At 72.1% G+C, this 20,725-nt stretch carries 19 protein-coding genes and 1 tRNA gene; 11 read left to right on the forward strand and 9 right to left on the reverse strand.

The window, feature by feature from the left end:
• The 3 genes from J1M46_RS14330 to J1M46_RS14340 are packed head-to-tail and all read right to left on the reverse strand — an operon-like array spanning position 1 to position 4,633.
• Entirely contained in the window at positions 1-2,772 is a 2,772-nt protein-coding gene (locus J1M46_RS14330) for a multicopper oxidase domain-containing protein (RefSeq protein ID WP_206448398.1), read from the reverse strand.
• On the reverse strand, positions 2,769-3,968 hold the full coding sequence (locus J1M46_RS14335) for a hypothetical protein (protein ID WP_206448399.1): 1,200 nt from the start codon (positions 3,966-3,968) through the stop codon (positions 2,769-2,771). Before J1M46_RS14335 ends, J1M46_RS14330 begins: the two co-directional genes overlap by 4 nt.
• Positions 3,965-4,633 (reverse strand): helix-turn-helix transcriptional regulator, encoded by a 669-nt coding sequence (locus J1M46_RS14340; protein ID WP_206448400.1) that lies wholly within the window; start codon positions 4,631-4,633, stop codon positions 3,965-3,967. The genes J1M46_RS14335 and J1M46_RS14340 overlap by 4 nt, the downstream gene beginning before the upstream one ends.
• Positions 4,634-4,659: 26 nt before the next feature.
• Between J1M46_RS14340 and J1M46_RS14345 the strand changes: the two genes are divergently transcribed.
• Positions 4,660-4,977 (forward strand): DUF2249 domain-containing protein, encoded by a 318-nt coding sequence (locus J1M46_RS14345; protein WP_092915619.1) that lies wholly within the window; start codon positions 4,660-4,662, stop codon positions 4,975-4,977.
• 196 nt (positions 4,978-5,173) lie between these two features.
• Here the strand turns inward: J1M46_RS14345 and J1M46_RS14350 are convergent, their stop codons facing one another.
• Complete coding sequence (locus tag J1M46_RS14350) at positions 5,174-5,866, reverse strand: GyrI-like domain-containing protein (RefSeq protein ID WP_206448401.1); 693 nt, start codon at positions 5,864-5,866, stop codon at positions 5,174-5,176.
• A gap of 16 nt (positions 5,867-5,882) precedes the next feature.
• Positions 5,883-5,955, reverse strand: a tRNA-Lys gene (locus J1M46_RS14355).
• 316 nt (positions 5,956-6,271) lie between these two features.
• Between J1M46_RS14355 and J1M46_RS14360 the strand changes: the two genes are divergently transcribed.
• From J1M46_RS14360 to pstB, 10 genes are all read left to right on the forward strand, one after another.
• Positions 6,272-7,606 (forward strand): aspartate kinase, encoded by a 1,335-nt coding sequence (locus tag J1M46_RS14360; protein WP_206448402.1) that lies wholly within the window; start codon positions 6,272-6,274, stop codon positions 7,604-7,606.
• Positions 7,603-8,142 (forward strand): diaminobutyrate acetyltransferase, encoded by a 540-nt coding sequence (ectA, locus tag J1M46_RS14365; protein ID WP_206448403.1) that lies wholly within the window; start codon positions 7,603-7,605, stop codon positions 8,140-8,142. Before J1M46_RS14360 ends, ectA begins: the two co-directional genes overlap by 4 nt.
• On the forward strand, positions 8,139-9,425 hold the full coding sequence (gene ectB / locus J1M46_RS14370) for a diaminobutyrate--2-oxoglutarate transaminase (protein ID WP_206448404.1): 1,287 nt from the start codon (positions 8,139-8,141) through the stop codon (positions 9,423-9,425). Before ectA ends, ectB begins: the two co-directional genes overlap by 4 nt.
• A gap of 40 nt (positions 9,426-9,465) precedes the next feature.
• Positions 9,466-9,858: an ectoine synthase gene (locus J1M46_RS14375; protein ID WP_206448405.1), complete on the forward strand. Its 393-nt coding sequence runs from the start codon at positions 9,466-9,468 to the stop codon at positions 9,856-9,858.
• Between the two features lie 84 nt (positions 9,859-9,942).
• Positions 9,943-10,572, forward strand: coding sequence for a DNA-directed RNA polymerase subunit beta (locus J1M46_RS14380; RefSeq protein ID WP_206448406.1), 630 nt, complete (start codon positions 9,943-9,945; stop codon positions 10,570-10,572).
• A gap of 84 nt (positions 10,573-10,656) precedes the next feature.
• Positions 10,657-11,205 carry a hypothetical protein gene (locus J1M46_RS14385; RefSeq protein ID WP_206448407.1) on the forward strand — a complete coding sequence of 183 codons (549 nt, stop codon included), beginning with the start codon at positions 10,657-10,659 and terminating at the stop codon, positions 11,203-11,205.
• Positions 11,206-11,509: 304 nt separating this feature from the next.
• Positions 11,510-12,631, forward strand: coding sequence for an extracellular solute-binding protein (locus J1M46_RS14390; protein WP_206448408.1), 1,122 nt, complete (start codon positions 11,510-11,512; stop codon positions 12,629-12,631).
• A gap of 108 nt (positions 12,632-12,739) precedes the next feature.
• Complete coding sequence (gene pstC, locus J1M46_RS14395) at positions 12,740-13,678, forward strand: phosphate ABC transporter permease subunit PstC (RefSeq protein ID WP_206448409.1); 939 nt, start codon at positions 12,740-12,742, stop codon at positions 13,676-13,678.
• A 3-nt stretch (positions 13,679-13,681) separates the two neighbouring features.
• On the forward strand, positions 13,682-14,764 hold the full coding sequence (gene pstA / locus J1M46_RS14400) for a phosphate ABC transporter permease PstA (protein ID WP_206448410.1): 1,083 nt from the start codon (positions 13,682-13,684) through the stop codon (positions 14,762-14,764).
• A gap of 4 nt (positions 14,765-14,768) precedes the next feature.
• Entirely contained in the window at positions 14,769-15,548 is a 780-nt protein-coding gene (gene pstB, locus J1M46_RS14405) for a phosphate ABC transporter ATP-binding protein PstB (protein ID WP_206448411.1), read from the forward strand.
• Positions 15,549-15,586: 38 nt separating this feature from the next.
• Here the strand turns inward: pstB and J1M46_RS14410 are convergent, their stop codons facing one another.
• From J1M46_RS14410 to J1M46_RS14425, 4 genes are all read right to left on the reverse strand, one after another.
• Positions 15,587-16,543, reverse strand: coding sequence for an NUDIX domain-containing protein (locus J1M46_RS14410; RefSeq protein ID WP_206448412.1), 957 nt, complete (start codon positions 16,541-16,543; stop codon positions 15,587-15,589).
• Positions 16,540-18,813 carry an RNA degradosome polyphosphate kinase gene (locus J1M46_RS14415; RefSeq protein WP_206448413.1) on the reverse strand — a complete coding sequence of 758 codons (2,274 nt, stop codon included), beginning with the start codon at positions 18,811-18,813 and terminating at the stop codon, positions 16,540-16,542. Before J1M46_RS14415 ends, J1M46_RS14410 begins: the two co-directional genes overlap by 4 nt.
• A 60-nt stretch (positions 18,814-18,873) precedes the next feature.
• A complete protein-coding gene (gene mshD, locus J1M46_RS14420; protein ID WP_206448414.1) occupies positions 18,874-19,794 on the reverse strand; it encodes a mycothiol synthase in 921 nt (306 codons plus the stop codon).
• 222 nt (positions 19,795-20,016) lie between these two features.
• Positions 20,017-20,658: a winged helix-turn-helix transcriptional regulator gene (locus tag J1M46_RS14425; RefSeq protein WP_206448754.1), complete on the reverse strand. Its 642-nt coding sequence runs from the start codon at positions 20,656-20,658 to the stop codon at positions 20,017-20,019.
• Between the last annotated feature and the right edge of the window lie 67 nt (positions 20,659-20,725).

Below are 20,725 nucleotides of genomic sequence, written 5' to 3' on the forward strand. Positions count from 1 at the left end.
CTACTGCGCCACCTCGAAGACCCCCTGCGCCCCCCGATCCGCGTCGATCATCACGTGGCTCAGGAACGGGTAGTGGCCCGCCTCCGGGAAGACGAGCTCGACGAAGCCGCCCTGCGCCGGCTGCAGGGCGAGCGCCTGCGCGCCGCCGTCGCCGCCCTCGCGCGCGTCGAGCAGGTAGTCGCCCTCGGCCCAGGTGGTGTCGAACTGCCCGCCCACGACGTGGAAGCTCGACGGCCGGGCGACTCCGGCATCCAGCAGCCACACCCGCACGCGCTCGCCGACCCGGGCGGCCAGCGGTGCGTGCTCGTACTGGCGGGCGTAGCCGTTGAACGCCACGATGTCGGGCTGGCCGGTCGCCAGCTGCGCGACGTCGACCTCGCCGTCCTGCGGTCCGAGGTAGAGCTCCGACTGCACGAGCACGTAGCTGCGATCCACCTCGGGCAGGCCTTCCGGCTCGATCACGACGGCGCCGAACATGCCGTTGGCGATGTGCGCGCTCATGGGCATCGTCGCGCAGTGGTACATCCAGATGCCGGCCCGCTCGGCGGTGAACGCGTAGGTCAGCGCCTCGCCGGGCCCGATGGTGCGCATCGGCTCGTCGGGCGCCAGCGCCCCGGCGTGGAAGTCGATCGAGTGACCGATGGTGCCGTCGTTGACGAGTGTGATCTCGAAGCGGTCGCCGACCCGGCCGTGCAGCGTCGGGCCCGGAGCGGTGCCCGGTACGGCGCCGTCGAAGGTCCACAGCGTCTGCCGCACCCCCGGCGCGACCTCGACCACCTGCTCGGTCACGGTGAGCGTCTCCCGGTGCGTGACGGGCCCGTCGGCCGGCGGCGGCAGCGGCGGCAGCGCGGCGTCGCGGGCGGTGAAGCCTGCGCCCGGTTCGGCCATCGGGTCGTAGACGGCGTCGGATGCGTCGTGGCCGTCACCGGCAGCGGATGCGTCGCCGCCGTCACCGGCGCCGGCCGCCGAGTGATGGTGGGCCGCGTCGGGCGCCGTGGCGCCACCGGGCTCGCCGGTGACGACGATCGCGAGCGTCATGCCCATCTGCCGGTGGCCGATCACGGAGCACCAGCCCTCGGCGCCGGCGGTCACGATGCCAGCATCGATGCTCGCGTGCTCGCCCGGTGCCAGTCGCGGTGAGCGCACGCCGGTGTCGAGCACCAGGTCGTGCTCGATCTCGGCATCCGCGTTCGTGAGCTCGATCACCAGCCGGGTGCCCGCCGGCACCTCGATGCGGCTGGGGGTGAAGCGCATGTCGGCGGCGCTCACCTCGACGGTCTGCACGGGTGCGGATTCGGCGGTGGGCTGTGCTGCCGCCGCCGCACCCGCCGGGGGAGCGGTGAGACCGAGGTCCTGCGGCTGCACGGCCGCCGCGATCACGACCGCGAGCACGACCGCCAGCAGCCCGGCGACGGCCTGACCGGAGCGCTGCCCGGCCGGTCGCTCGCCCTCCGGTGCGATGGGTCCGCGCCGCCGCGCGGCCGCAGGCTGCGCAGCGCCCGCGACCGAGGCGGCGCCCGCGACCGGCGCAGCGCCCGCGCCCGCGGCCTGCGCCTGCTTGGCGCGCCGCTGCGCCCGCATCGCGATCACCAGCAGCGGCAGGAACGACCCCACCGCGATCAGGTACAGCATGGACGCGATCACCCGCATGAGGCTGCTCACCGGCAGCGCGCAGACCACCAGCGCGACGTTGGCGGTCGCGATCCGCAGCGCGCCGCCGCGATCGAGCGCCCGCGTGCCGGTGCGCACCGGCGTCGGTCCGCCGCCGAGCACCACCGGCACCAGATAGCTGAGTGCGCCGATGAGCACCTGCGCGACGAAGCCGGCTGCGGCGTACGGCACCACGGCATCCATCGCCGCTCGCACGGCGACGAAGTCGGCGCCGGTCGACCAGGCGTGGAGCGCCGTGCCGGCCAGCGCGAGCAGCGTGCCGACGCCCCAGAGCACCGCCATGCCCGCCGAGCCGGCTGCGAAGCTGCGCGGCGGCGCCGAGCGGGCGGCCCGCACCATGCCGATCGCGATGAGCACGAGCCCCGCCGCGTAGCCGAGCAGGCCGAGCGCGAGCACGCCGCTCGCGCCGAGTGCGGCACCGGCCGTCGCGACGGCCGCCGCGACGGCGAGCACGGGCAGTGCGCGAGCGGCGGAGGGCCCGGCCTGCTCGTCGGCGCGCGTGCGCAGCATCGTCGGCCAGAGCGTCACGAGCGTGCCGGTGACCGTGAGCCCGACCCAGCCGAGCAGGTTGATGAGCGCGTGCGCGAGCACCAGCCGCTCGCGGTCGGCGCCGAAGCCGCCGGCCAGCCAGGTGCCCAGGCTCGCGCCGACGATCAGGAACGCCGCCGCGGCCACGTAGTAGCGCACCGTGCGGCCGAAGCGGCCAGCGAGCGCCCCGCGCAGTCGGCTGACGAGACTCGCGGCATGCCAGGCGACGGCGGCGATGAGCAGCGCGGCGCCGGCGACCGTGACCGGCCAGACGCCCAGCGGCACCCCGATGACGACGAGCGCCGCGCCGGCGTTCGACAGCGCCAGCCGCCAGGTCTGACGGGACCGGTCGCTGCTCGACTGCTTGGATCGCAGCAGCGCGAACGAGAAGTACTGGCTCCACACCAGGATGGCGTGCGTCGCGGCGCCCAGCAGCAGCACGTGCAGCATCAGCCAGCGCGGCGCAGGCAGGTCGCGGTGCGCGATCGTGACGAGCACCAGCAGCAGCAGCCACAGCACCGTCGGCAGATCGCGCAGCGGCTGGAACCCGCGTGTGGTGGAGGCGGCCCTCATCGCACAGCGCCCGTGTTGGTGCCGGTGCGCGCACCGGTGACGATGCCTGCACCAATGCCGATCCGGATGCCTGGGGCCGGCTCGGCTGCGGATGATGCGGCGGCCTGCGCGGGCGCCCGCGCTGCCGGGCCCGCGATCGCGCTGCCGACGGCGACGAGCAGGAACAGCAGCACCGCCATGATGTTGAGCACGCCGCCGAGCTGCCAAGCGGCCGGCCCGCCCAGGCCATCGCCGAAGCCGATGCGCAGCACGAGCCCGGCGTGCAGCAGCAGCATCGGCGCCCACATGACGGCCCGATAGGGGAGCGGGATGCGCAGCACCGCGGGCAGGATCGTCGTGGCGTGCGCCATGATCATCGAGATCGTGAAGCCGAGGAACACGGCGTGCAGCACGGCGTCGTACGCGGGCTGGCTGACCGGGTGGCCGAAGAGCAGCACGCCGGCTGCCACGGCGAGCCAGCCGTAGCCCGCCAGCATGCAGGCGGCCATGAAGCGCGTGACGCCGCGCGCCGCGATGGTGCGTCGTGCGACATCGTGCCGCACGAGCCATACGGTGAGCGCGGCGAGCACCCCGCCGAGGAGCCGCGCACCGGCGTCGGCGTCGATGAGCGTGACCACCAGCGCCGCCGTCGTCGCCCACGCCGCCAGCAGCAGCCGTCCGCCGGCACCCGCGCCCATCGTGATGCGGGCGAGCTCGACGCGCTCGGCGGCGATCGTCAGCACGACGAACGCGATCAGCCACGGCATCAGCCGCGTGACCGGCAGGTCGCCCAGCCAGAGGATCGCGGCGGCGCACCCGAGCGCCGCCGCCAGCAGCTGGGTGAGCAGCGCCGCGTCGCGCTGCCTGCGCCACAGCGGCAGGTACAGCGCGGTGAACGCCGCCATGCCGGCGACCAGGACCAGCTTCGCCGCCGCCAGCGGCACGGCGTCGACCACGAGCAGCACCGCGCCCGCACCCAGCAGCGCCGGCGCCGCGAAGCCGATCCGGCGGCCCCACGCGGTCGCGCGCTCGAGGGCGATCAGCGTGCCGACGAAGCCGAGCACCAGCACCACGCCGTGCACGAGCGGCAGCCGCGCGGTGGTGACGGGCGCGGGCAGCCCGAGCAGTAGCAGCGCGGCGTCCAGCCCCGCCAGCAGCGCGAGCGCCGCCGGCAGCATCCACAGCGCGCGCAGCGGCAGCGCGCGGCGCGCGGTCACCGTGCGTCCAGCAGTCGCAGCGTGCACTCGCTCGGCCCGCTGAAGGGCTCGAGCGCCGTCGCGGTGCGCTCGGCGCCGAGCGCCTGCAGTGCGCCGTCGGCCATGCCCAGGTGCACGGCGCAGACGACCTCCGGATGCCGCGCCGCGGCCTCGAGCAGCGGGCAGCGGCGCAGCAGCACCGTCGTGCCGTCGCCCTGCGGATCGGGCGCGAAGCCCTGCTCGCGCATGAGGTCGACGACGGCTGCCCGCGCGGACGACTCGCCGCGCGGCGCATCCTCGTCGGCCGCCCGGGCCGCCATGAGCTCGCGCCCCCATGCCCGCCCGGCCTCGCGAGCCTCGGCGACCGGATCGTCGCTGACGCGCATCACCGTCGCGGCGAGCACGCTCGCGAGCGGCGCGTACGGCGTCGACGCCTCCGGCTCCGCCGCCTGCCACAGCCAGGCCGGGCGGCCCCGGCCGGCCGCCGGCGCCGCGCGCCTGGTGGCGAAGCCGTCACGGCGGAGCGCATCGAGGTGGCCGCGCACGGTGTTCTCGTGCAGGCCGGTGGCCAGCGCGAGCGCGGCGAGGGACACGGGCGCGTGCTGCGCCTCGAGCGTGCGCAGCAGCCGTTCGCGCGAGGCAGAGTGCAGTCGTCCGCTGATGCTGCGGCGGGAGGTATTTTCCACGGTACTTATTGTAGTAAATTCTGGGCATGGCCGATATCCAGATCCACCGCAGCCTCGACGACGCGAACGAGGCCCCCGCCGCCGCCCACGCCTGCGCGTGCGGCGAGCACGACGACACCATGCCCGAGCTCGATGTGCAGACGATCCCGCACGCCGTGCGCCACGCCGCCATCTTCGGCGCACTCGACGCGCTGCAGCGCGGCAGCGGAATGATCATCTCGGCGACGCACGATCCCGTGCCGCTGCTGACGCAGCTCGGCCAGCGCCACCCGGATGCCTTCGAGGTCGACTACCTCGACCGCGGCCCGGAGCGCTGGCGCATCCGGCTCGTGCGCGTCGCGTAGGCGACTGCCGCCACGACCGGCTGCCGCACTGGGCCAGCTCGTGTGTCACGGGCGACTGAGCCGGGCGCGCGAGCGTGCGATCCTGCATCTCCGGCAGCCCTTCGAGGTGATCGTCGCGGCGACCGAGTGGGAGCCCGAGTGCGCCGACGGCCATCTGGCGCAGACGACGCGGCTCGCCCGGCTCATGCGCGAGGAGTCAGCCCTGCCGAGACTGCTGCCCGCCGACCCGAACGGCGATGCCAGCCAGCCGGAGCTCGCGCCGCTCCCGCTCGGCGCGCGCAGCCACCGGCTGACGCAGGATCGTGCGCAGCTTCGCCGGCTCCACCCGGCGGGCGTCGCTGAGGTAGATCTCGTGGTGCCGCCCGCCCTTCTGCAGCCCCTGCGCCTCGAGCCACGCGTGCATCCGCTCGAGCACCGGGCCCTCGTCGTCGAAGGCGCCGAGGTGCAGCGTCTGCACACAGCGGCCCTCCTCGAGCGGCGCGAGCCGGATCTCGTCGAGCCGCGCGGGCGCGCCCTGCGTGCGCACCGCATCCGCCGCCTTGTCGAAGAGCGCGCGATCGATCCAGTCGGGCACCAGCATCAGCAGCGTCCAGTCCCACCGCGACTTGTCGCGGGCGACGGTGAAGGCATCCATGTCGGCCGCTGACCACAGGCCCTCGAGCGGCATGACGACGTAGTCGCGGCCGAGCTCGCGCCTGCTGGCGAACTTCAGCGCGTAGGCGAGCGGGTAGAGCGCCTCGAGCGCCTCGCGGTAGGCGGGCGCGGTGTTCGGGTCGCCGTGCCCGTCGATCATCAGGTACTGCAGCGGCGGCACGTCCACCAGCCTGAGCTCACCGCGCTTCGCACGGTAGGCGTCGAGCTCGCGCTTGAGGTCGAGCTTGGCGGTCATGCCGCATCACCTCGCGTGGGCCCGGTGGGGCTCGAACCCACGACCGACGGATTAAAAGTCCGATGCTCTACCGACTGAGCTACAGGCCCGCGCATCCAGGGTAACGGCGTGCAGCAGCCGGCGGGACACGCCCGAGCCTCGCCGCCGAGGCGAAATCGTTGCCTGCTCGTCATCTTCGGCGGGGCGATGCATCTTCATATGCGCGCGCCCACGCGCGTAGCATGCCGTGCTCCCGGTATTCCGAGCGCGAACACGGTTGCGATCGATCGAGATCTCGATAGCGTCGATAGTCGTTCGCTGAGTCCCGGCTGCCGGAGCCCTGTGTGCTCGCGGCGCCTGGATGACTCGCACGCGCCGACCGGCTCGCGCCCACTGGCACCCCCCGATCATCGACCGAGGAGATGCATGCCCCTGATCGTGCAGAAGTACGGCGGTTCGTCCGTCGCCGATTCCGACCGACTGCGCATGGTCGCGCGCCGCATCGCGGCGACCCGCGACGCCGGCCACGATGTGGCGATCGTGGTCTCGGCGATGGGCGACACCACCGATGAGCTGCTGCAGCTGGCGCGCGGGGTCTCCTCGGAGCCGGTGGCGCGCGAGCTCGACATGCTGCTGACCGCCGGTGAGCGCATCTCGACCTCGCTGCTGGCGATGGCGCTGCACGAGCTCGGGCACGAGGCCGCCTCGTTCACCGGCGTGCAGGCGGGCCTGCGCACCGACCAGGCGTTCGGCGACGCGCGCATCCTCGACGTGCAGCCCGCGCGCATCGCCGACGCCATCGCGGCGGGCGTGATCCCGATCGTCGCCGGCTTCCAGGGCGGCAACGCCGATGAGGACGTCACGACGCTGGGCCGCGGCGGCTCCGACACGACCGCGGTCGCGCTCGCCGCCGCGCTCGGCGCCGAGGTGTGCGAGATCCGCACCGACGTCGACGGCCTCTACACCGCCGACCCGCGGGTGGTGCCGCACGCGCAGCGGCTGCCGTACCTCTCGACCGAGGAGGCGCTCGAGCTCACCGCGCACGGCGCGAAGGTGCTGCACCGCCGCTCGGTGGAGATCGCCCGCCGCCACGGCGTCAGCCTGCACGTGCGCTCGAGCTTCGGCGACACCGAGGGCACCTGGATCTCCGACGACCCCGTCGCCACCGCGCTGGCCGCCGATCCCCTCACCAGCGACCCCCACGCATCCGTCCACCAGCACGCCGACCTCGAGGAGAGCCCCGTGGAGCAGCCCATCATCAGCGGAGTCACGCACACCGACGACCAGTCCATGCTGACGGTGGTGGGCGTGCCCGACGTGCCCGGCACCGCCGCCGCCATCTTCGCCGTCATCACCGGCGCCGTCGCGACCGTCGACATGGTGGGCCAGACGCACACCGCCGCCGACACCGGCCTGATCGACTTCTCGTTCGCGCTGCCGATGGAGGACGCCACGCGTGCCGCCAAGGCGCTGCAGCGCGAGCAGGACCGGCTGGGGTTCGCGACCCTCACGCTCACCGACGACGTCGGCAAGGTCTCCGTCGTCGGCGACGGCATGCGCTCGACCCCGCAGGTGTCGGCGCAGCTGTTCGAGGCGCTCAGCGCCGAGGGCATCACGGTGCACCTCATCGCGCAGAGCGAGATCCGGCTGTCGGTGGTCGTGCCGCTCGAGCAGCTCGAGCACGCGACCCGGGTGCTGCACGGCGCGTTCGGGCTCGATGCGGTCGAGCTCGCCATCGTGCACGGCGGGGCGGCCGCATGATCGGCACCATCGCCTTCCGCGCCCCGCGACCCGACGAGGGCGCGCAGCTGTGGGAGCTGGCCCGCGACAGCGAGCGGCTCGACCTCAACACGCCCTACGCCTACATGCTGTGGGCGCGCGACTTCCGCGAGACCACGGTGGTGGCGGATGTCGACGACGAGCTCGTCGGCTTCGTCACCGGGTTCCTGCGCCCCGAGGACCCGACCACGCTGATGATCTGGCAGGTCGCGGTCGACGAGTCGCAGCGCGGCCGCGGCATCGCCGGCCGGATGCTCGACGAGCTCGCCTCGCGCACCGGCGCGGCCGCGGTCGAGACCACCATCACCCGAGCAAACGAGGCATCGGTGCGGCTGTTCGCGTCCTTCGCCGAGCGGCGCGGCGCCGAGCACACCGTCACCGACCTGTTCGCACCCGAGCACTTCCCCGGCGACGAGAGCGAGTGGGAGGCTGAGCTCCTGCATCGCATCGCCCCGCTGCGGCCCGAGCCGCGCGAGGAGACCGAGGCGCTCGACGCACTTGAGGAGGCAATCCGATGAGCACCACCACCACAACTCCGGCCGAGACGCCCGCAGGCGGCATCGGCGACATCAGCGCTTTCGAGCGTCGCGAATCCGCGGTCCGGTCCTACGCGCGATCGTGGCCCGCGGTGTTCGCGAGCGCCTCGGGCGCCGAGCAGGTGAGCGAGCAGGGCGAGACCTACCTCGACTTCTTCGCCGGCGCAGGCGCGCTCAACTACGGGCACAACCACCCGGTGCTGCAGCAGGTGGCGATCGACTACCTCGCCAGCGGCGCCGTCGTGCACTCGCTCGACACCCACACGCCCGCGAAGCGCGCGTTCCTGGAGGCGTTCGAGCGGCACATCCTGGTGCCGCGCGGCCTCGAGCACCGCGTGCTCTTCCCCGGGCCGACCGGCACGAACGCGGTCGAGGCGGCGCTGAAGACCGCCCGCAAGGCCACCGGCCGGCGGGACATCGTCTCGTTCACCAATGCCTTCCACGGCATGACGCTCGGCTCGCTCGCCGTCACCGGCAACGCCAAGAAGCGGGCCGCCGCCGGCGTGCCGCTGCCCTTCGGCGTCACCGCCCCATACGAGGAGCCGGGCTTCGACGGGCTCGCCTGGCTCGAGCGGGTCTGGTCCGACAGCGGCTCCGGCATCGACCTGCCCGCCGCTGTCATCGTCGAGCCCGTGCAGGGCGAGGGCGGCCTGCGCACCGCGAGCCCCGAGTGGCTGCGCGCGCTGGCCGATATGTGCAAGCGCTTCGAGGTGCTGCTGATCGTCGACGAGGTGCAGAGCGGCTGCGGTCGGACGGGCACGTTCTTCGCCTTCGAGGCCGCCGGCATCGTGCCCGACATCATCTGCGTGTCGAAGTCGCTCTCCGGCTACGGCTTCCCGATGGCGCTGACGCTGCTGAAGCCCGAGCTCGACGTCTGGCAGCCGGGCGAGCACAACGGCACCTTCCGCGGCTTCGCACCCGCCTTCGCGACCGCGACCGCCGCGATCGAGACCTTCTGGGCCGACGACGCGTTCGCCGAGTCGGTGCAGGCCAAGGCGGCGCTGCTCGACGCGGGCCTGCAGCAGATCGCCGAGCACTCCGGCGCGACGCTGCGCGGCCGCGGGATGCTGCGCGGCGTGCGCTTCGAGGATCCGGCCGTCGCCGGCCGTGCCGCGGCCGCCGCCTTCGACCGGAAGCTGCTCGTCGAGACCTCCGGCTCGAACGATGAGGTCATCAAGCTCATGCCGCCGCTGACCATCACCGATGAGCAGCTGCAGCGCGGCATCGCGCTGCTGGACGAGGCCGTGCGGGCCGCCACGGCGTGACGCAACGCCCGACATCACCCCGAACGACGAGAGGAACTCCATGAAGGTCATCCACATCGACGAGCTCGACGGCACCGCCAACGACGTCGACCACGACACCTGGCGCAGCCGCCGCTTCGTGCTCGCAGACGCGGGCGTGGGCTTCTCCTTCCACGACACCCTGCTGCGCGCGGGCACCGAGACCGAGATGTGGTACGCCAACCACATCGAGTGCGTCTACGTCTACCAGGGCACCGGCACGCTCGTGAACCGCGAGACGGGCGAGGAGTTCGAGCTCAAGCCCGGCACGATGTACCTGCTCGACAAGCACGACAAGCACACCGTGCGCGCCGAGACCGACATCCGCTGCGCCTGCGTGTTCAACCCGCCGGTGACCGGCCGCGAGGTGCACGACGAGGACGGCGTCTACCCGCTGCTGACGGCCTCGGCCTGACCGGCGACGACAGCCGCAGAGGGCGCCGCCGGGTTGCATGCCAGGCGGCGCCCTCGCACGTGCCGCGTGAGAGGATCGTCGACGATGGCTGACGACTTCCACCGCCCCACGCACTTCTCGAACGACTGGTTCGAGCGCGTCGAGGGCGACGTCGACCCGGTGGTGCGGCTGCAGCTGGCGAGCGAGACGGCGAACGCGCTGCTCGCCCGCGTGCGCGCCGGCGCCGACCCGGAGGTCGTCGAGCGCATCCTGCGGGTGGCGCGCGAGGACGGCATCGACATCGTCGCCGAGCTCTGGTCGGGCGCCCGGCCGCACTCGCTGCCGGGTGCGCTCTGGCGGGTGCACCTGCTGCACGCGCTGGTGACCCAGCGGGCGGAGGAGGCAGCCCATCTCTACCAGGCGGGGGCGGATGCGCTGCCCACGGCCGCGCCGGTGGTCGCGGGAGTGCCGGCACCGGCCACGCCCGCCGAGCTGCGGACGCTCTCGGAGACGATCCTGCGCGGTGTCTTCGCCGGCGACTTCGCGCTCGCGCTCGAGCGCGCCGCCGCGTTCGCGATCGTCACCGCGGCGGGTGCCGTGCAGCTCGCCCACCAAGACGAGACGACGCATCCGGATCGCGCGAGCGCGCGCACGAAGCTCGCGGCCAGGCTCACGGACATCGCCGAGGATCTGCGCATCTGCGGGCGTCTGTGGCGCTCGGACTCGCTCGCCTGAGGCTGGCCCGAGCGAGCGGCCCGGCCGGCGGCGTAGGCTCGGCGGAGCCGCCAGTCGTGGCCGTCGGATGATCCGGAGATTCGCATGCCCAAGCCCCGCCGCACCCTCGCAGCCGCCCTCGTGATCGGGGCGAGCGCCATCGCGCTGACCGGCTGCCTCCCGCTGCCGCCTGCGCTGCCCGAAGCGCCGCCCGCAGTGACGGCCGTCCCGAACCCGAGCGCGGCGCCGGAGCCCGCCACCGGCGACTTCCCGTACACCGTCGACGACGGGCTCGGCGACACCTGGTCGTTCGATGTCACCAACGTGATCGCCGACCCGCCGATGGAATCCGGTGAGGCCGAGGCGGGCACCTTCTTCGTGGGGGTGGTGGTCTCCGCCGAGCACGTCGAGGGCGACGTCGACTTCATCAGCTGCTTCGACATCTTCATCACAGGCGACGACGGCCAGACGTACGACTGGCGCGACACGATCGACGTGACGGCCGAGAACGACGTCTACTACGCCGACGACACCGCCTTCACCGACGCGGTCGCCGCGGTGCAGCTGCCCGAGGGCGTCGAGCCCGACCAGGTCATCCTTCGCTCGACGTACGGCCACCCGGAGGTGCCGGACACCGTCATCGACGTGAACTGAATGCGTTCGCAGTGAGCGGACCCGCCTGCGTGTCGGCTCCGGCCTCGTTATTGTGGTCGAGCCGGGCCGCGTAACCCCGGGCTCCAATATTCGCCGCTGCGAGCGGCCTCTCGCCGTGAGGCGTTCGCGGCCCGGCTCCCTGCTTCCCAGGCGTCGTGCGGCGTCACCGGCCGTGTTCACCCGCTGTTCACCTGTGCGGGGCCTGCGCGAAACCCGCCTTCCCTAGCGTGGTCCCCGGCGCGCTCGTTCGTGCCAACTCCAGGGCGCTCCAGGCCCTGCATCACAGCACTCCGAAGGGAACACCGTGAAGTTCACGAAGCTCGGCCGCGTTGCGGTCGTCGCGGCAGCAGGCGCACTCCTGCTCAGCTCTTGCGCAGCCAATGAGCCCGCTGGCGAGAGCGATGCCCCCGCGGGCACCGACGAGACGACTGCCCCCGAGGGCTCGTCGTTCTCGGGTGACCTCGCAGGCGCAGGCGCCTCGTCGATGGGCGCAGCGCAGGAGGCGTGGATCGCCGGTTTCCAGACCGCGAACCCCGACGTCGACATCACCTACGACCCCGCCGGCTCCGGCGCGGGCCGTGAGCAGTTCATCGCTGGCGGCGTCAGCTTCGCCGGCTCGGACGCCTACCTGAAGGACGAGGAGCTCGCCGGTTCGTTCGGCGCCTGCGTGGCCGACACGCTGCCGGTCGACCTGCCCGTCTACATCTCGCCCATCGCGGTGATCTTCAACGTCGAGGGCGTCGAGTCGCTCAACATGGACGCGGCCACGATCGCGCAGATCTTCTCGGGCCAGATCACCAAGTGGAACGACCCGGCCATCGCCGACCAGAACCCGGACGCGACGCTGCCGGACGCGAACATCACGGCCGTGCACCGCTCGGACGACTCGGGCACCACCGAGAACTTCACCGAGTACCTGGCCGCCACCGCTGAGTCCGACTGGAGCGAGGGCGTCTTCGAGACGTGGCCCGCGAGCTACGGCGGCGAGGGTGCACAGGGCACCTCGGGTGTCGTCGACGCCGTCACCAACGGCACCAACACGATCGGTTACGCCGACGCATCGCGTGCCGGCGGGCTCGGCACCGTGGCCCTGCAGGTGGGCGAGGAGTACGTGCCGTTCACGGCCGCTGCTGCTGCCGCCGCTGTCGACGCCTCGCCGCGCGTCGAGGGCCGTCACGAGGGTGACATCGCTGTGGACCTCGACCGCACGACGACCGAGGCCGGCGTGTACCCGCTGGTGCTGATCTCGTACGCGATCGCCTGCACCGACTACACCGATGACGCGCAGGCTGAGCTCGTCAAGGGCTACCTCTCGTACATCGCATCGGCCGAGGGCCAGGAGGCGGGCGCCGCGAACGCGGGCAACGCCCCCATCTCGGACTCGCTGCGCGACGAGATCCTCGCGGTCGTCGACACGATTCAGTAATACTGGACAGGTACATCGCACGCCCGTAGGGCTGCACCGTCCGGCCGGGGCGCTCCACCGCCCCGGCCGGACCTCGTTCACAGGTCCTCCGACTCCGCAGGGAGCTCCATGACTACCGCTGCACCGGCCGCACCCAGGGCCGCAGTGACGAACCGGCCCGCCGACATCGTCTTCAAGGCCGTCTCGACGACTGCAGGCGTGCTGATCCTGATCGCGCTCGGCGGCGTCGCGCTGTTCCTGGTGGTCCAGGCCGTGCCCGCGATCATCGGGCCGATCCCCGAGGAGGAGGGCGCCAACTTCTGGGCATGGGTCTGGCCGCTCACGTTCGGCACGCTCTGGTCGGCACTGCTGGCCATGGTGATGGCGGTGCCGCTGGCCGTCGCGATCGCCCTGTTCATCACGCACTACGCGCCGCGCAAGCTCGCGCAGTTCCTCGGCTATCTGATCGACCTGCTAGCGGCCATCCCCTCGGTCATCTACGGCCTGTGGGGCATCGCGGTGCTCGCCCCGTTCTTCCAGCCCGGTTACATCTGGCTGGCCCAGAACCTCGGCTGGCTGCCGCTGTTCAGCCCGCCCGCATCGGGCACCGGGCGCACCATCCTGACCGCATCCATCGTGCTCGCGGTGATGGTGCTGCCGATCATCACCGCCCTCTGCCGCGAGATCTTCCTGCAGACGCCGCGCCTCAACGAGGAGGCCGCGCTCGCGCTCGGCGCCACCCGCTGGGAGATGATCAAGATGGCCGTGCTGCCCCACGGGCGCTCCGGCATCATCGCGTCCTCGATCCTCGGCCTGGGCCGTGCGCTGGGCGAGACGATGGCGGTCGCCATGGTGCTCGCCTCCTCCGGCGTCGTGAGCTTCGTGCTGATCGGCTCGCAGAACCCCTCGACGATCGCCGCCAACATCGCGCTGCGCTTCCCGGAGGCGCACGGCATCACCGTGAACATGCTGATCGGCTCGGGCCTCGTGCTGTTCGCCATCACGCTGCTGGTGAACGCCCTCTCGCGCTGGATCATCGCCAAGACGACCGTCGACGGAGGTCGTTGAGCCATGACCACCACCATCGCCCCGAGCCGTACCGCGCAGAACCCGCTCACCGCGGGACAGCTGCCGCCCTGGGCCCCCTGGGGGCTGCTCGGCGTCTCCCTGCTGATCGGCGCGGCCATCGCCGGCCTGATCGCCGGCGCTTCCGGCAGCGACTTCAGCGTCGTGATCGTCGGGCTGGTCGGCTTCGTGCTCTACCTGGTCTCGGTGACGGTCGTGAGCCAGCTCATCGAAGGCGGCAGGAAGGCCGCCGACCGGCTGGTCACGGGCCTCGTGGTCGGCGCGTTCCTGCTGGCGCTCATCCCGCTGATCTCACTGATCGTCACGGTCGTCGTCAACGGTGCTGCCCGCTTCGACCTGCAGTTCTTCACCTGGACGATGCGCAACATCGTCGGCGAGGGCGGCGGCGTGCTGCACGCGATCGTCGGCACGGTGCTCGTCACGCTCTGGGCCGCGATCATCTCGGTGCCGGTGGGCATCTTCACCGCCATCTACCTGGTCGAGTACGGGAGGGGCGCGCTCGCGAAGGCGATCACGTTCTTCGTCGACGTGATGACCGGCATCCCCTCGATCGTCGCCGGCCTGTTCGCCTACGCCCTCTTCGCGCTGTTCGCCGGCGAGGGCGTGCGCAGCGGCCTCGGCGGCGCGGTCGCGCTCAGCCTGCTGATGATCCCCACCGTCGTCCGCTCGACGGAGGAGATGCTCAAGCTCGTGCCCAATGACCTGCGCGAGGCGTCGCTGGCGCTCGGCGTGCCGAAGTGGCTCACCATCGCCAAGGTGGTGCTGCCCACCGCACTGGCAGGCATCGTCACCGGCGTCACGCTCGCGATCGCCCGGGTCATCGGCGAGACCGCGCCGCTGCTGATCATCGCCGGCTTCACGACGAACATGAACTACAACGTGTTCGACGGTCGCATGATGACGCTGCCGGTGTTCGCCTACAACCAGTACATCTCCCCCGGGGTGCAGGAGCAGGCCTACTTCGACCGCGCATGGTCGGCGGCGCTCGTGCTCATCCTCATCGTCATGATCCTCAACATCGGCGCCCGCGTCATCGCGCACTTCTTCGCGCCGAAGTCTGGAAGGTAACGCAATGTCCAAGCGCATCGAGATCAACGACCTCGACATCTACTACGGCGCCTTCAAGGCCGTCGAAGGCGTGTCGATCGACATCGAGCCCCGCGCGGTCACCGCGTTCATCGGCCCCTCCGGCTGCGGCAAGTCGACCGTGCTCCGCTCGCTCAACCGCATGCACGAGGTCATCGCCGGCGCCTATGTCGACGGCGAGGTGCTGCTCGACGGCGCCAACCTGTACGGCCCGGGCGTCGACCCGGTCAACGTGCGCCGCCAGATCGGCATGGTCTTCCAGCGCCCCAACCCCTTCCCGACCATGACCATCCGCGAGAACGTGCTCGCCGGCGTGCTGCTCAACAACCGCCGCATGTCGCGCAGCGACCAGGACGACCTGGTCGAGCGCTCGCTGCGCGGCGCCAACCTCTGGAACGAGGTCAAGGACCGGCTGGGCGTGCCCGGCTCCGGCCTCTCCGGCGGCCAGCAGCAGCGCCTCTGCATCGCCCGCGCCATCGCGGTCAGCCCCGACGTGCTGCTGATGGACGAGCCGTGCTCGGCCCTCGACCCGATCTCGACGCTCGCGATCGAGGACCTCATCGAGGAGCTCAAGACCGAGTACACGATCGTGATCGTGACGCACAACATGCAGCAGGCCAGCCGCGTGAGCGACAAGACGGCGTTCTTCAACATCGCCGGCACCGGCAAGCCGGGCAAGCTGATCGAGTTCGACGAGACGGCGAAGATCTTCTCGAACCCGAGCGTGCAGTCGACCGAGGACTACGTCAGTGGGCGGTTCGGCTGATCTGGCGATCAGGTCTGTCCCGCGGATAGCGGGCAGCGCTACCGCTCGCGGGGGCTGTGCGTCTCGAGCGCGACCAGCGCGGGCGTCTCGCCGGCCGAGACGTGCAGCACGGTGAACTCGGCCGTGTGCAGCATCGACGCGCGGTGCGTGCGCTGCGACTCCAGCGCATCCGTCGCGTGCACGACCGCGGTGACGATCTCCGGGATGACCGGCGCGTGCGAGCACAGCACGATGCCGCGGCGCTTGCGCACCGCCTTGCTGACGCGCCGCTCGACCTCGTCGCGCGGCTGCAGCTCGGGATGCTCGTGCGCCTCCTGGCTGATGGCGCTCGAGACCTTCGGCTCGATGCCCAGCAGCTGCCGCAGCGGCGCCACCGTCTGCATGCAGCGCACCGCGTTGGAGGTGATGATGCGCTCGGGCGCGAACGCCGCGATGCCGCCTGCGACGAGCCGCGCCTGACGCTCGCCCCGCGACGTCAGCGTGCGCGACGCATCCGACCCCTCCCACGTGAACGCGTCGGCGGCCTTCGCGTGCCGCTGCGCGATGATCGGGAAGGTCTCGGCGTGGCCGGCGGCCAGCCGCTCCTCGAAGCGCTCGATGACGGTCACGTCATGCTCGTAGGTGCAGCGGCGCTTCGCCTGCGCCAGCGGCAGCCACTCGAGCGCGAGGATCTCGTCGTTGGGGGAGAACGATGCGGCGCTCACCGCGTGGTCGTCGACCTTCGCCTGCCAGTAGTAGACGACCTTGTCGCGGCCGTCGGGCAGTCGGTACTCGGTGTGCCCGAGTGGCGCGCCGAGGACGATCGTGAGCCCGGTCTCCTCCTGGATCTCGCGCGCGGCGCACTCCGGCAGCGTCTCGCCCGGGTCGAGCTTGCCCTTCGGCAGCGAGTGGTCGCGGTGCTGGGTGCGCTCGACCAGCAGCACCTGCACCTCGTCGCCCACCTCGCGCCAGACGAGGGCACCGGCGGCGAGCACCGCGCCGTCGGCCGCGCTCACCGGGCGGTCCGCTTGCGCCGCTGGATCTGGATCATGCGGTCGCGGTGCAGGTCGTCGAGCGGGGTGCCGTCCGCTGCCCGGAAGTGCCGGGTCCAGCTGCCGTCGGGCTCGCCCCACCAGGAGGCCGTCTGCGGCGACATCGCCTTGTCGAAGTGCTGCCGGATGTCGCGCATGTGCTCGCTCGAGGTGAGCTGGATGAGCGTCTCGACGCGGCGGTCGAGGTTGCGGTGCATCATGTCGGCCGAGCCGATGAAGACCTCCTCGTCGCCGTCGTTCCAGAACGCGAACACGCGCGAGTGCTCCAGATAGCGGCCGACGATCGAGCGGATCGTGATGTTCTCGCTCAGCCCCGGCACGCCCGGCTTGATCGTGCAGATGCCGCGCACCCAGATCTCCACCTCGACGCCCGCGCGGCTGGCGCGGTAGAGCGCGTCGGTGATCTGCTCGTCGACGACGGAGTTGACCTTGAGGCGGATGCGCGCCCGGCGGCCGGAGCGGGCGGCCTCGGTCTCGCGCTCGAACCGGCTCAGCAGCCCCTTGCGCAGGTGCCTGGGGGCGACGAGCAGCCGCTGGTACGACTTCTCCTTCGCGTAGCCGGAGAGCTCGTTGAACAGCCGCGTGATGTCGCGGCCGACCTGGTCGTTGTCGGTGAACAGCCCGAAGTCCTCGTAGATGCGGCTGGTCTTCGGGTTGTAGTTGCCGGTGCCGATGTGGCAGTAGTGGCGCAGGCGGCCGTTCTCGCGCCGCACGATCATCATGAGCTTGCAGTGGGTCTTCAGCCCGACGATGCCGTAGACCACGTGCACGCCGGCGCGCTCGAGCTGCCGGGCCCAGCGGATGTTGTTCTGCTCGTCGAAGCGCGCCTTCACCTCCACCAGCGCCAGCACCTGCTTGCCGGCGGCGGCAGCACGGATGAGCGCGGCGACCACGGGGGAGTCGCCGGAGGTGCGGTAGAGGGTCTGCTTGATGGCGAGTACGTCGGGGTCGTCGGCGGCCTGCTCGAGCAGCGCCTGCACGCTGGTCGCGAACGACTCGTAGGGGTGGTGGACGAGCACGTCCTTGCGCGTGATGGCGGCGAACAGGTCGGGGGTGTCGTCCTGATCGGTGGGCAGGAACGCCGCCGCCGTCACCGGCACGCGCTTCGTGTAGAGCAGATCGGGCCGGTCGAGCTTCGCGAGCTGGAAGAGCCCGGTGAGGTCGAGCAGGCCAGGCAGCTTGTAGACCTCGGAGTCGGTGATGCCGAGCTCGTCGACCAGCAGCTCGAGCGTGACGTCGTCGATGTCCTCCGACACCTCCAGGCGGATGGGCGGGCCGAACTTGCGGCGCGAGAGCTCGTGCTCGAGCGCCTTGATGAGGTTCTCGGTCTCGTCCTCGTCGATCACCACATCCTCGTTGCGGGTGACGCGGAAGACGTGGTGCTCGACGATCTCCATGCCCGAGAACACCTCGTCGAGGTTGTTCGCGATCAGCTCCTCGAGCGGCAGGAAGCGCTGCACGCCGTCGACGCGCGCGAGCTCGACGAAGCGCGGCAGCACCGCCGGCACCTTGAGGCGCGCGAACTGGTCCTCGTCCTCGCCCGGCACGCGCACGCGCACGGCCAGGTTGAGCGAGAGCCCCGAGATGTACGGGAACGGATGCGCGGGGTCGACCGCGAGGGGCATCAGCACGGGGAAGATCTCGTCGTCGAAGCGCCCGCTCATCGACTCGCGCTCGGCGTCGGTCAGGTCGCTCCAGCGCTCGAGCACGATGCCGGCGGCCCGCAGCTCGGGACCGAACGACTCCTGCGCGGCCTTCGCGTGGCGCAGCTGCAGCTCGTGGGCGCGCTCGACGATGTCGTCGAGCAGCCGCTGCGGCCCCGTCCCCACGTTCGTGGGCACGGCGAGACCGGTCATGATGCGGCGCTTCAGGCCCGCGACCCGCACCATGAAGAACTCGTCGAGGTTGGAGGCGAAGATCGCGAGGAAGTTGGCCCGCTCGAGCAGCGGCGTCGCCGGGTCCTCCGCCATCTCCAGCACCCGCTCGTTGAAGTGCAGCCAGGAGAGCTCGCGGTCGAGGAAGCGGTCGGCGGGCAGGCCGTCCTCGGTCTCGACGCCCTGCATCTCGGCCGACCAGGCGACCTCCTCGTCGAAGTCGTCGCCGTCGAAGTCGGCCTCGTTGGCGTCGTGGAAGGTCTGCTCCTGCTCGAGCGTTCGTGCGGCGCGCTCGATGCGCGGCAGCTCGCCCGTCGCGGGCTCCGTGACGTTCGTGTCGCTCGCAGTGCCGTCGCTCATGGCGTCATTCTGCCAAGTTCGCGTGAACAGCGGGTGCCGCGATCGCTGCCGCCGCCGGAATCACTCGGGTGCGACATGCCGCCACCGCACGTCGATGGCCCACTGCGTGAAGCCCGCCCGCCGGTAGAGCGCGAGCGCCGGCGCGTTGTCGCCCTCCACGTAGAGGTGCGCCGTGGTCGCGCCCAGCGCGCGCATGCGCACGAAGGTCGCCTCCAGCATCCGCCGCCCGAGGCCGGCGCCCTGCCGCTGCGGCGAGACGCCCAGCACGTACAGCTCCGCCACCTCGCCCTCGGGCTTGACCCAGGTGAAGGCGTCGAGGCCGGCCTCGCCCGGTGCCACCACCAGGTTGGCGTCGTCGTGCCAGGGCTCGGCCATGCGGGCCGCGAGGTCGTCGGCGGTCATGCGGCCCTGCTCGGGGTGGTCGGCGAACGCCGAGGCGTTCAGGGCGAGCAGAGCGGATGCGTCGTCGGGCTCGTACGGGCGCGTCCCGTCGGGCAGGCGGTCGCCGCCCGCCGCCGAGTCGGCGCTCCCCGCTGCTGCGGCCGTAGCCGGCTCGGCCTCCGCCGGCTCGGCTGCCGCCGGCTCGGCTGCCGCCGGCACGGGCGCCGGCACGGGCGCCCGCAGCTGCAGCAGCGTGCGCACGCGCGCCATGCCGAGCCGTTCGGCGATCACGGTTGCGGCCGGGTGGTCGCCGTGCGCCCAGGCGTCGAAGCTGCCGAGCTCGTCGGCGACGCGAACGGCGAGGGCCTTGCCGAGGCCGCGCCTGCGCTGCTCTGGGTGCACGGCCAGCTCGACCTCGTGCTCGGCATCGCTGATGACAGCCAGCGCGGTGGCGTCGCCGATCGCGCGGCGCTCGCCCCGGCGCAGCTCGACGAGCGCCTGATCGTTGAACGGCGGCACGCCGTCGGCCGCGGCGCACGCCGCGCCTAGCGCGGTCGCCAGGCGCACGGCCTCCGCAGTCTCGAACGTCGTCTCACTCATCTGCATCCTCCTGGCCCCACCGTCTCACGCACGGGCCCACCGTCTCACGCACGGCGCCCACCGTCTCACGCACGGCGCCCACCGTCTCACGCACGGTGCCACCGTCTCACGTACCGCGCCCTGCGCCTCACGCGCATCGCGCGGCACGGGCCCACCGTCTCACGTGCCGCGCCCTGCGCCTCACGCGCGGCGCGCTGGGCGGTGACCCACCGCATCCGCTCGTCAGTCGTCTGTCTGCTCGAAGCGGTAGCCGACGCCGCGCACCGTGCCGATCAGCGACTCGAGGTCGCCGAGCTTCGCGCGCAGCCGCCGCACGTGCACGTCGACCGTGCGTGTGCCGCCGAAGTAGTCGTAGCCCCACACCTCGCTCAGCAGCTGCTCGCGCGTGAACACGCGGGCGGGGTGCGCGGCCAGGAACCGCAGCAGCTCGAACTCCTTGTAGGTGAGGTCGACGGGCCGGCCGTCGACCTTCGCCTGGTAGCTCGCCTCGTCGATCGTGAGCCCGGCGGTCGATGTCGGCGCTGCCGCGCGCGCGGTGGCGAGGCAGAGGCGGATGCGCGCCTCGATCTCGGCCGGACCGGCCGTGTCGAGCACGATGTCGCTCACGCCCCACTCGGGTGTCACGGCCGCGAACCCGCCCTCGCCCAGCACCAGCAGCACCGGGGCCGCGTCGTGCTCGAGCAGCCGGCAGATGGCCTTCGCGGCGGCGAGCTCGCCGACCGCATCGACGATCAGCAGCTCGCCGGCCGGGGCGTGCGCGACCGCCTCCGCCGTCGCCGGCAGCGTGCTCACCCGGTGCTCGAGCAGCTCGAGGCTGGGCAGCACGCCCCGGTCGCGGCGGGTGAAGATCACGACGTGCGCCATCCAGCCTCCTGCCGTGTCGATCCTATGCGCCGCCACCCGCGCCTGCGGTGCGCGCCCCCACGCGCCC

The organism is Agrococcus sp. KRD186 (genome assembly GCF_017168255.1).
GTDB lineage: Bacteria > Actinomycetota > Actinomycetes > Actinomycetales > Microbacteriaceae > Agrococcus.

Excerpts from the sequence above, each read along its gene's own strand:
- J1M46_RS14330 (WP_206448398.1), bottom strand. The coding sequence starts at position 2,772 with ATGAGGGCCGCCTCCACCACACGCGGGTTCCAGCCGCTGCGCGATCTG.
- J1M46_RS14345 (WP_092915619.1), top strand. The coding sequence starts at position 4,660 with ATGGCCGATATCCAGATCCACCGCAGCCTCGACGACGCGAACGAGGCC.
- J1M46_RS14350 (WP_206448401.1), bottom strand. The coding sequence starts at position 5,866 with ATGACCGCCAAGCTCGACCTCAAGCGCGAGCTCGACGCCTACCGTGCG.
- J1M46_RS14360 (WP_206448402.1), top strand. The coding sequence starts at position 6,272 with ATGCCCCTGATCGTGCAGAAGTACGGCGGTTCGTCCGTCGCCGATTCC.
- ectA (WP_206448403.1), top strand. The coding sequence starts at position 7,603 with ATGATCGGCACCATCGCCTTCCGCGCCCCGCGACCCGACGAGGGCGCG.
- ectB (WP_206448404.1), top strand. The coding sequence starts at position 8,139 with ATGAGCACCACCACCACAACTCCGGCCGAGACGCCCGCAGGCGGCATC.
- J1M46_RS14375 (WP_206448405.1), top strand. The coding sequence starts at position 9,466 with ATGAAGGTCATCCACATCGACGAGCTCGACGGCACCGCCAACGACGTC.
- J1M46_RS14380 (WP_206448406.1), top strand. The coding sequence starts at position 9,943 with ATGGCTGACGACTTCCACCGCCCCACGCACTTCTCGAACGACTGGTTC.
- J1M46_RS14385 (WP_206448407.1), top strand. The coding sequence starts at position 10,657 with ATGCCCAAGCCCCGCCGCACCCTCGCAGCCGCCCTCGTGATCGGGGCG.
- pstC (WP_206448409.1), top strand. The coding sequence starts at position 12,740 with ATGACTACCGCTGCACCGGCCGCACCCAGGGCCGCAGTGACGAACCGG.
- pstA (WP_206448410.1), top strand. The coding sequence starts at position 13,682 with ATGACCACCACCATCGCCCCGAGCCGTACCGCGCAGAACCCGCTCACC.
- pstB (WP_206448411.1), top strand. The coding sequence starts at position 14,769 with ATGTCCAAGCGCATCGAGATCAACGACCTCGACATCTACTACGGCGCC.
- J1M46_RS14415 (WP_206448413.1), bottom strand. The coding sequence starts at position 18,813 with ATGAGCGACGGCACTGCGAGCGACACGAACGTCACGGAGCCCGCGACG.
- mshD (WP_206448414.1), bottom strand. The coding sequence starts at position 19,794 with ATGAGTGAGACGACGTTCGAGACTGCGGAGGCCGTGCGCCTGGCGACC.
- J1M46_RS14425 (WP_206448754.1), bottom strand. The coding sequence starts at position 20,658 with ATGGCGCACGTCGTGATCTTCACCCGCCGCGACCGGGGCGTGCTGCCC.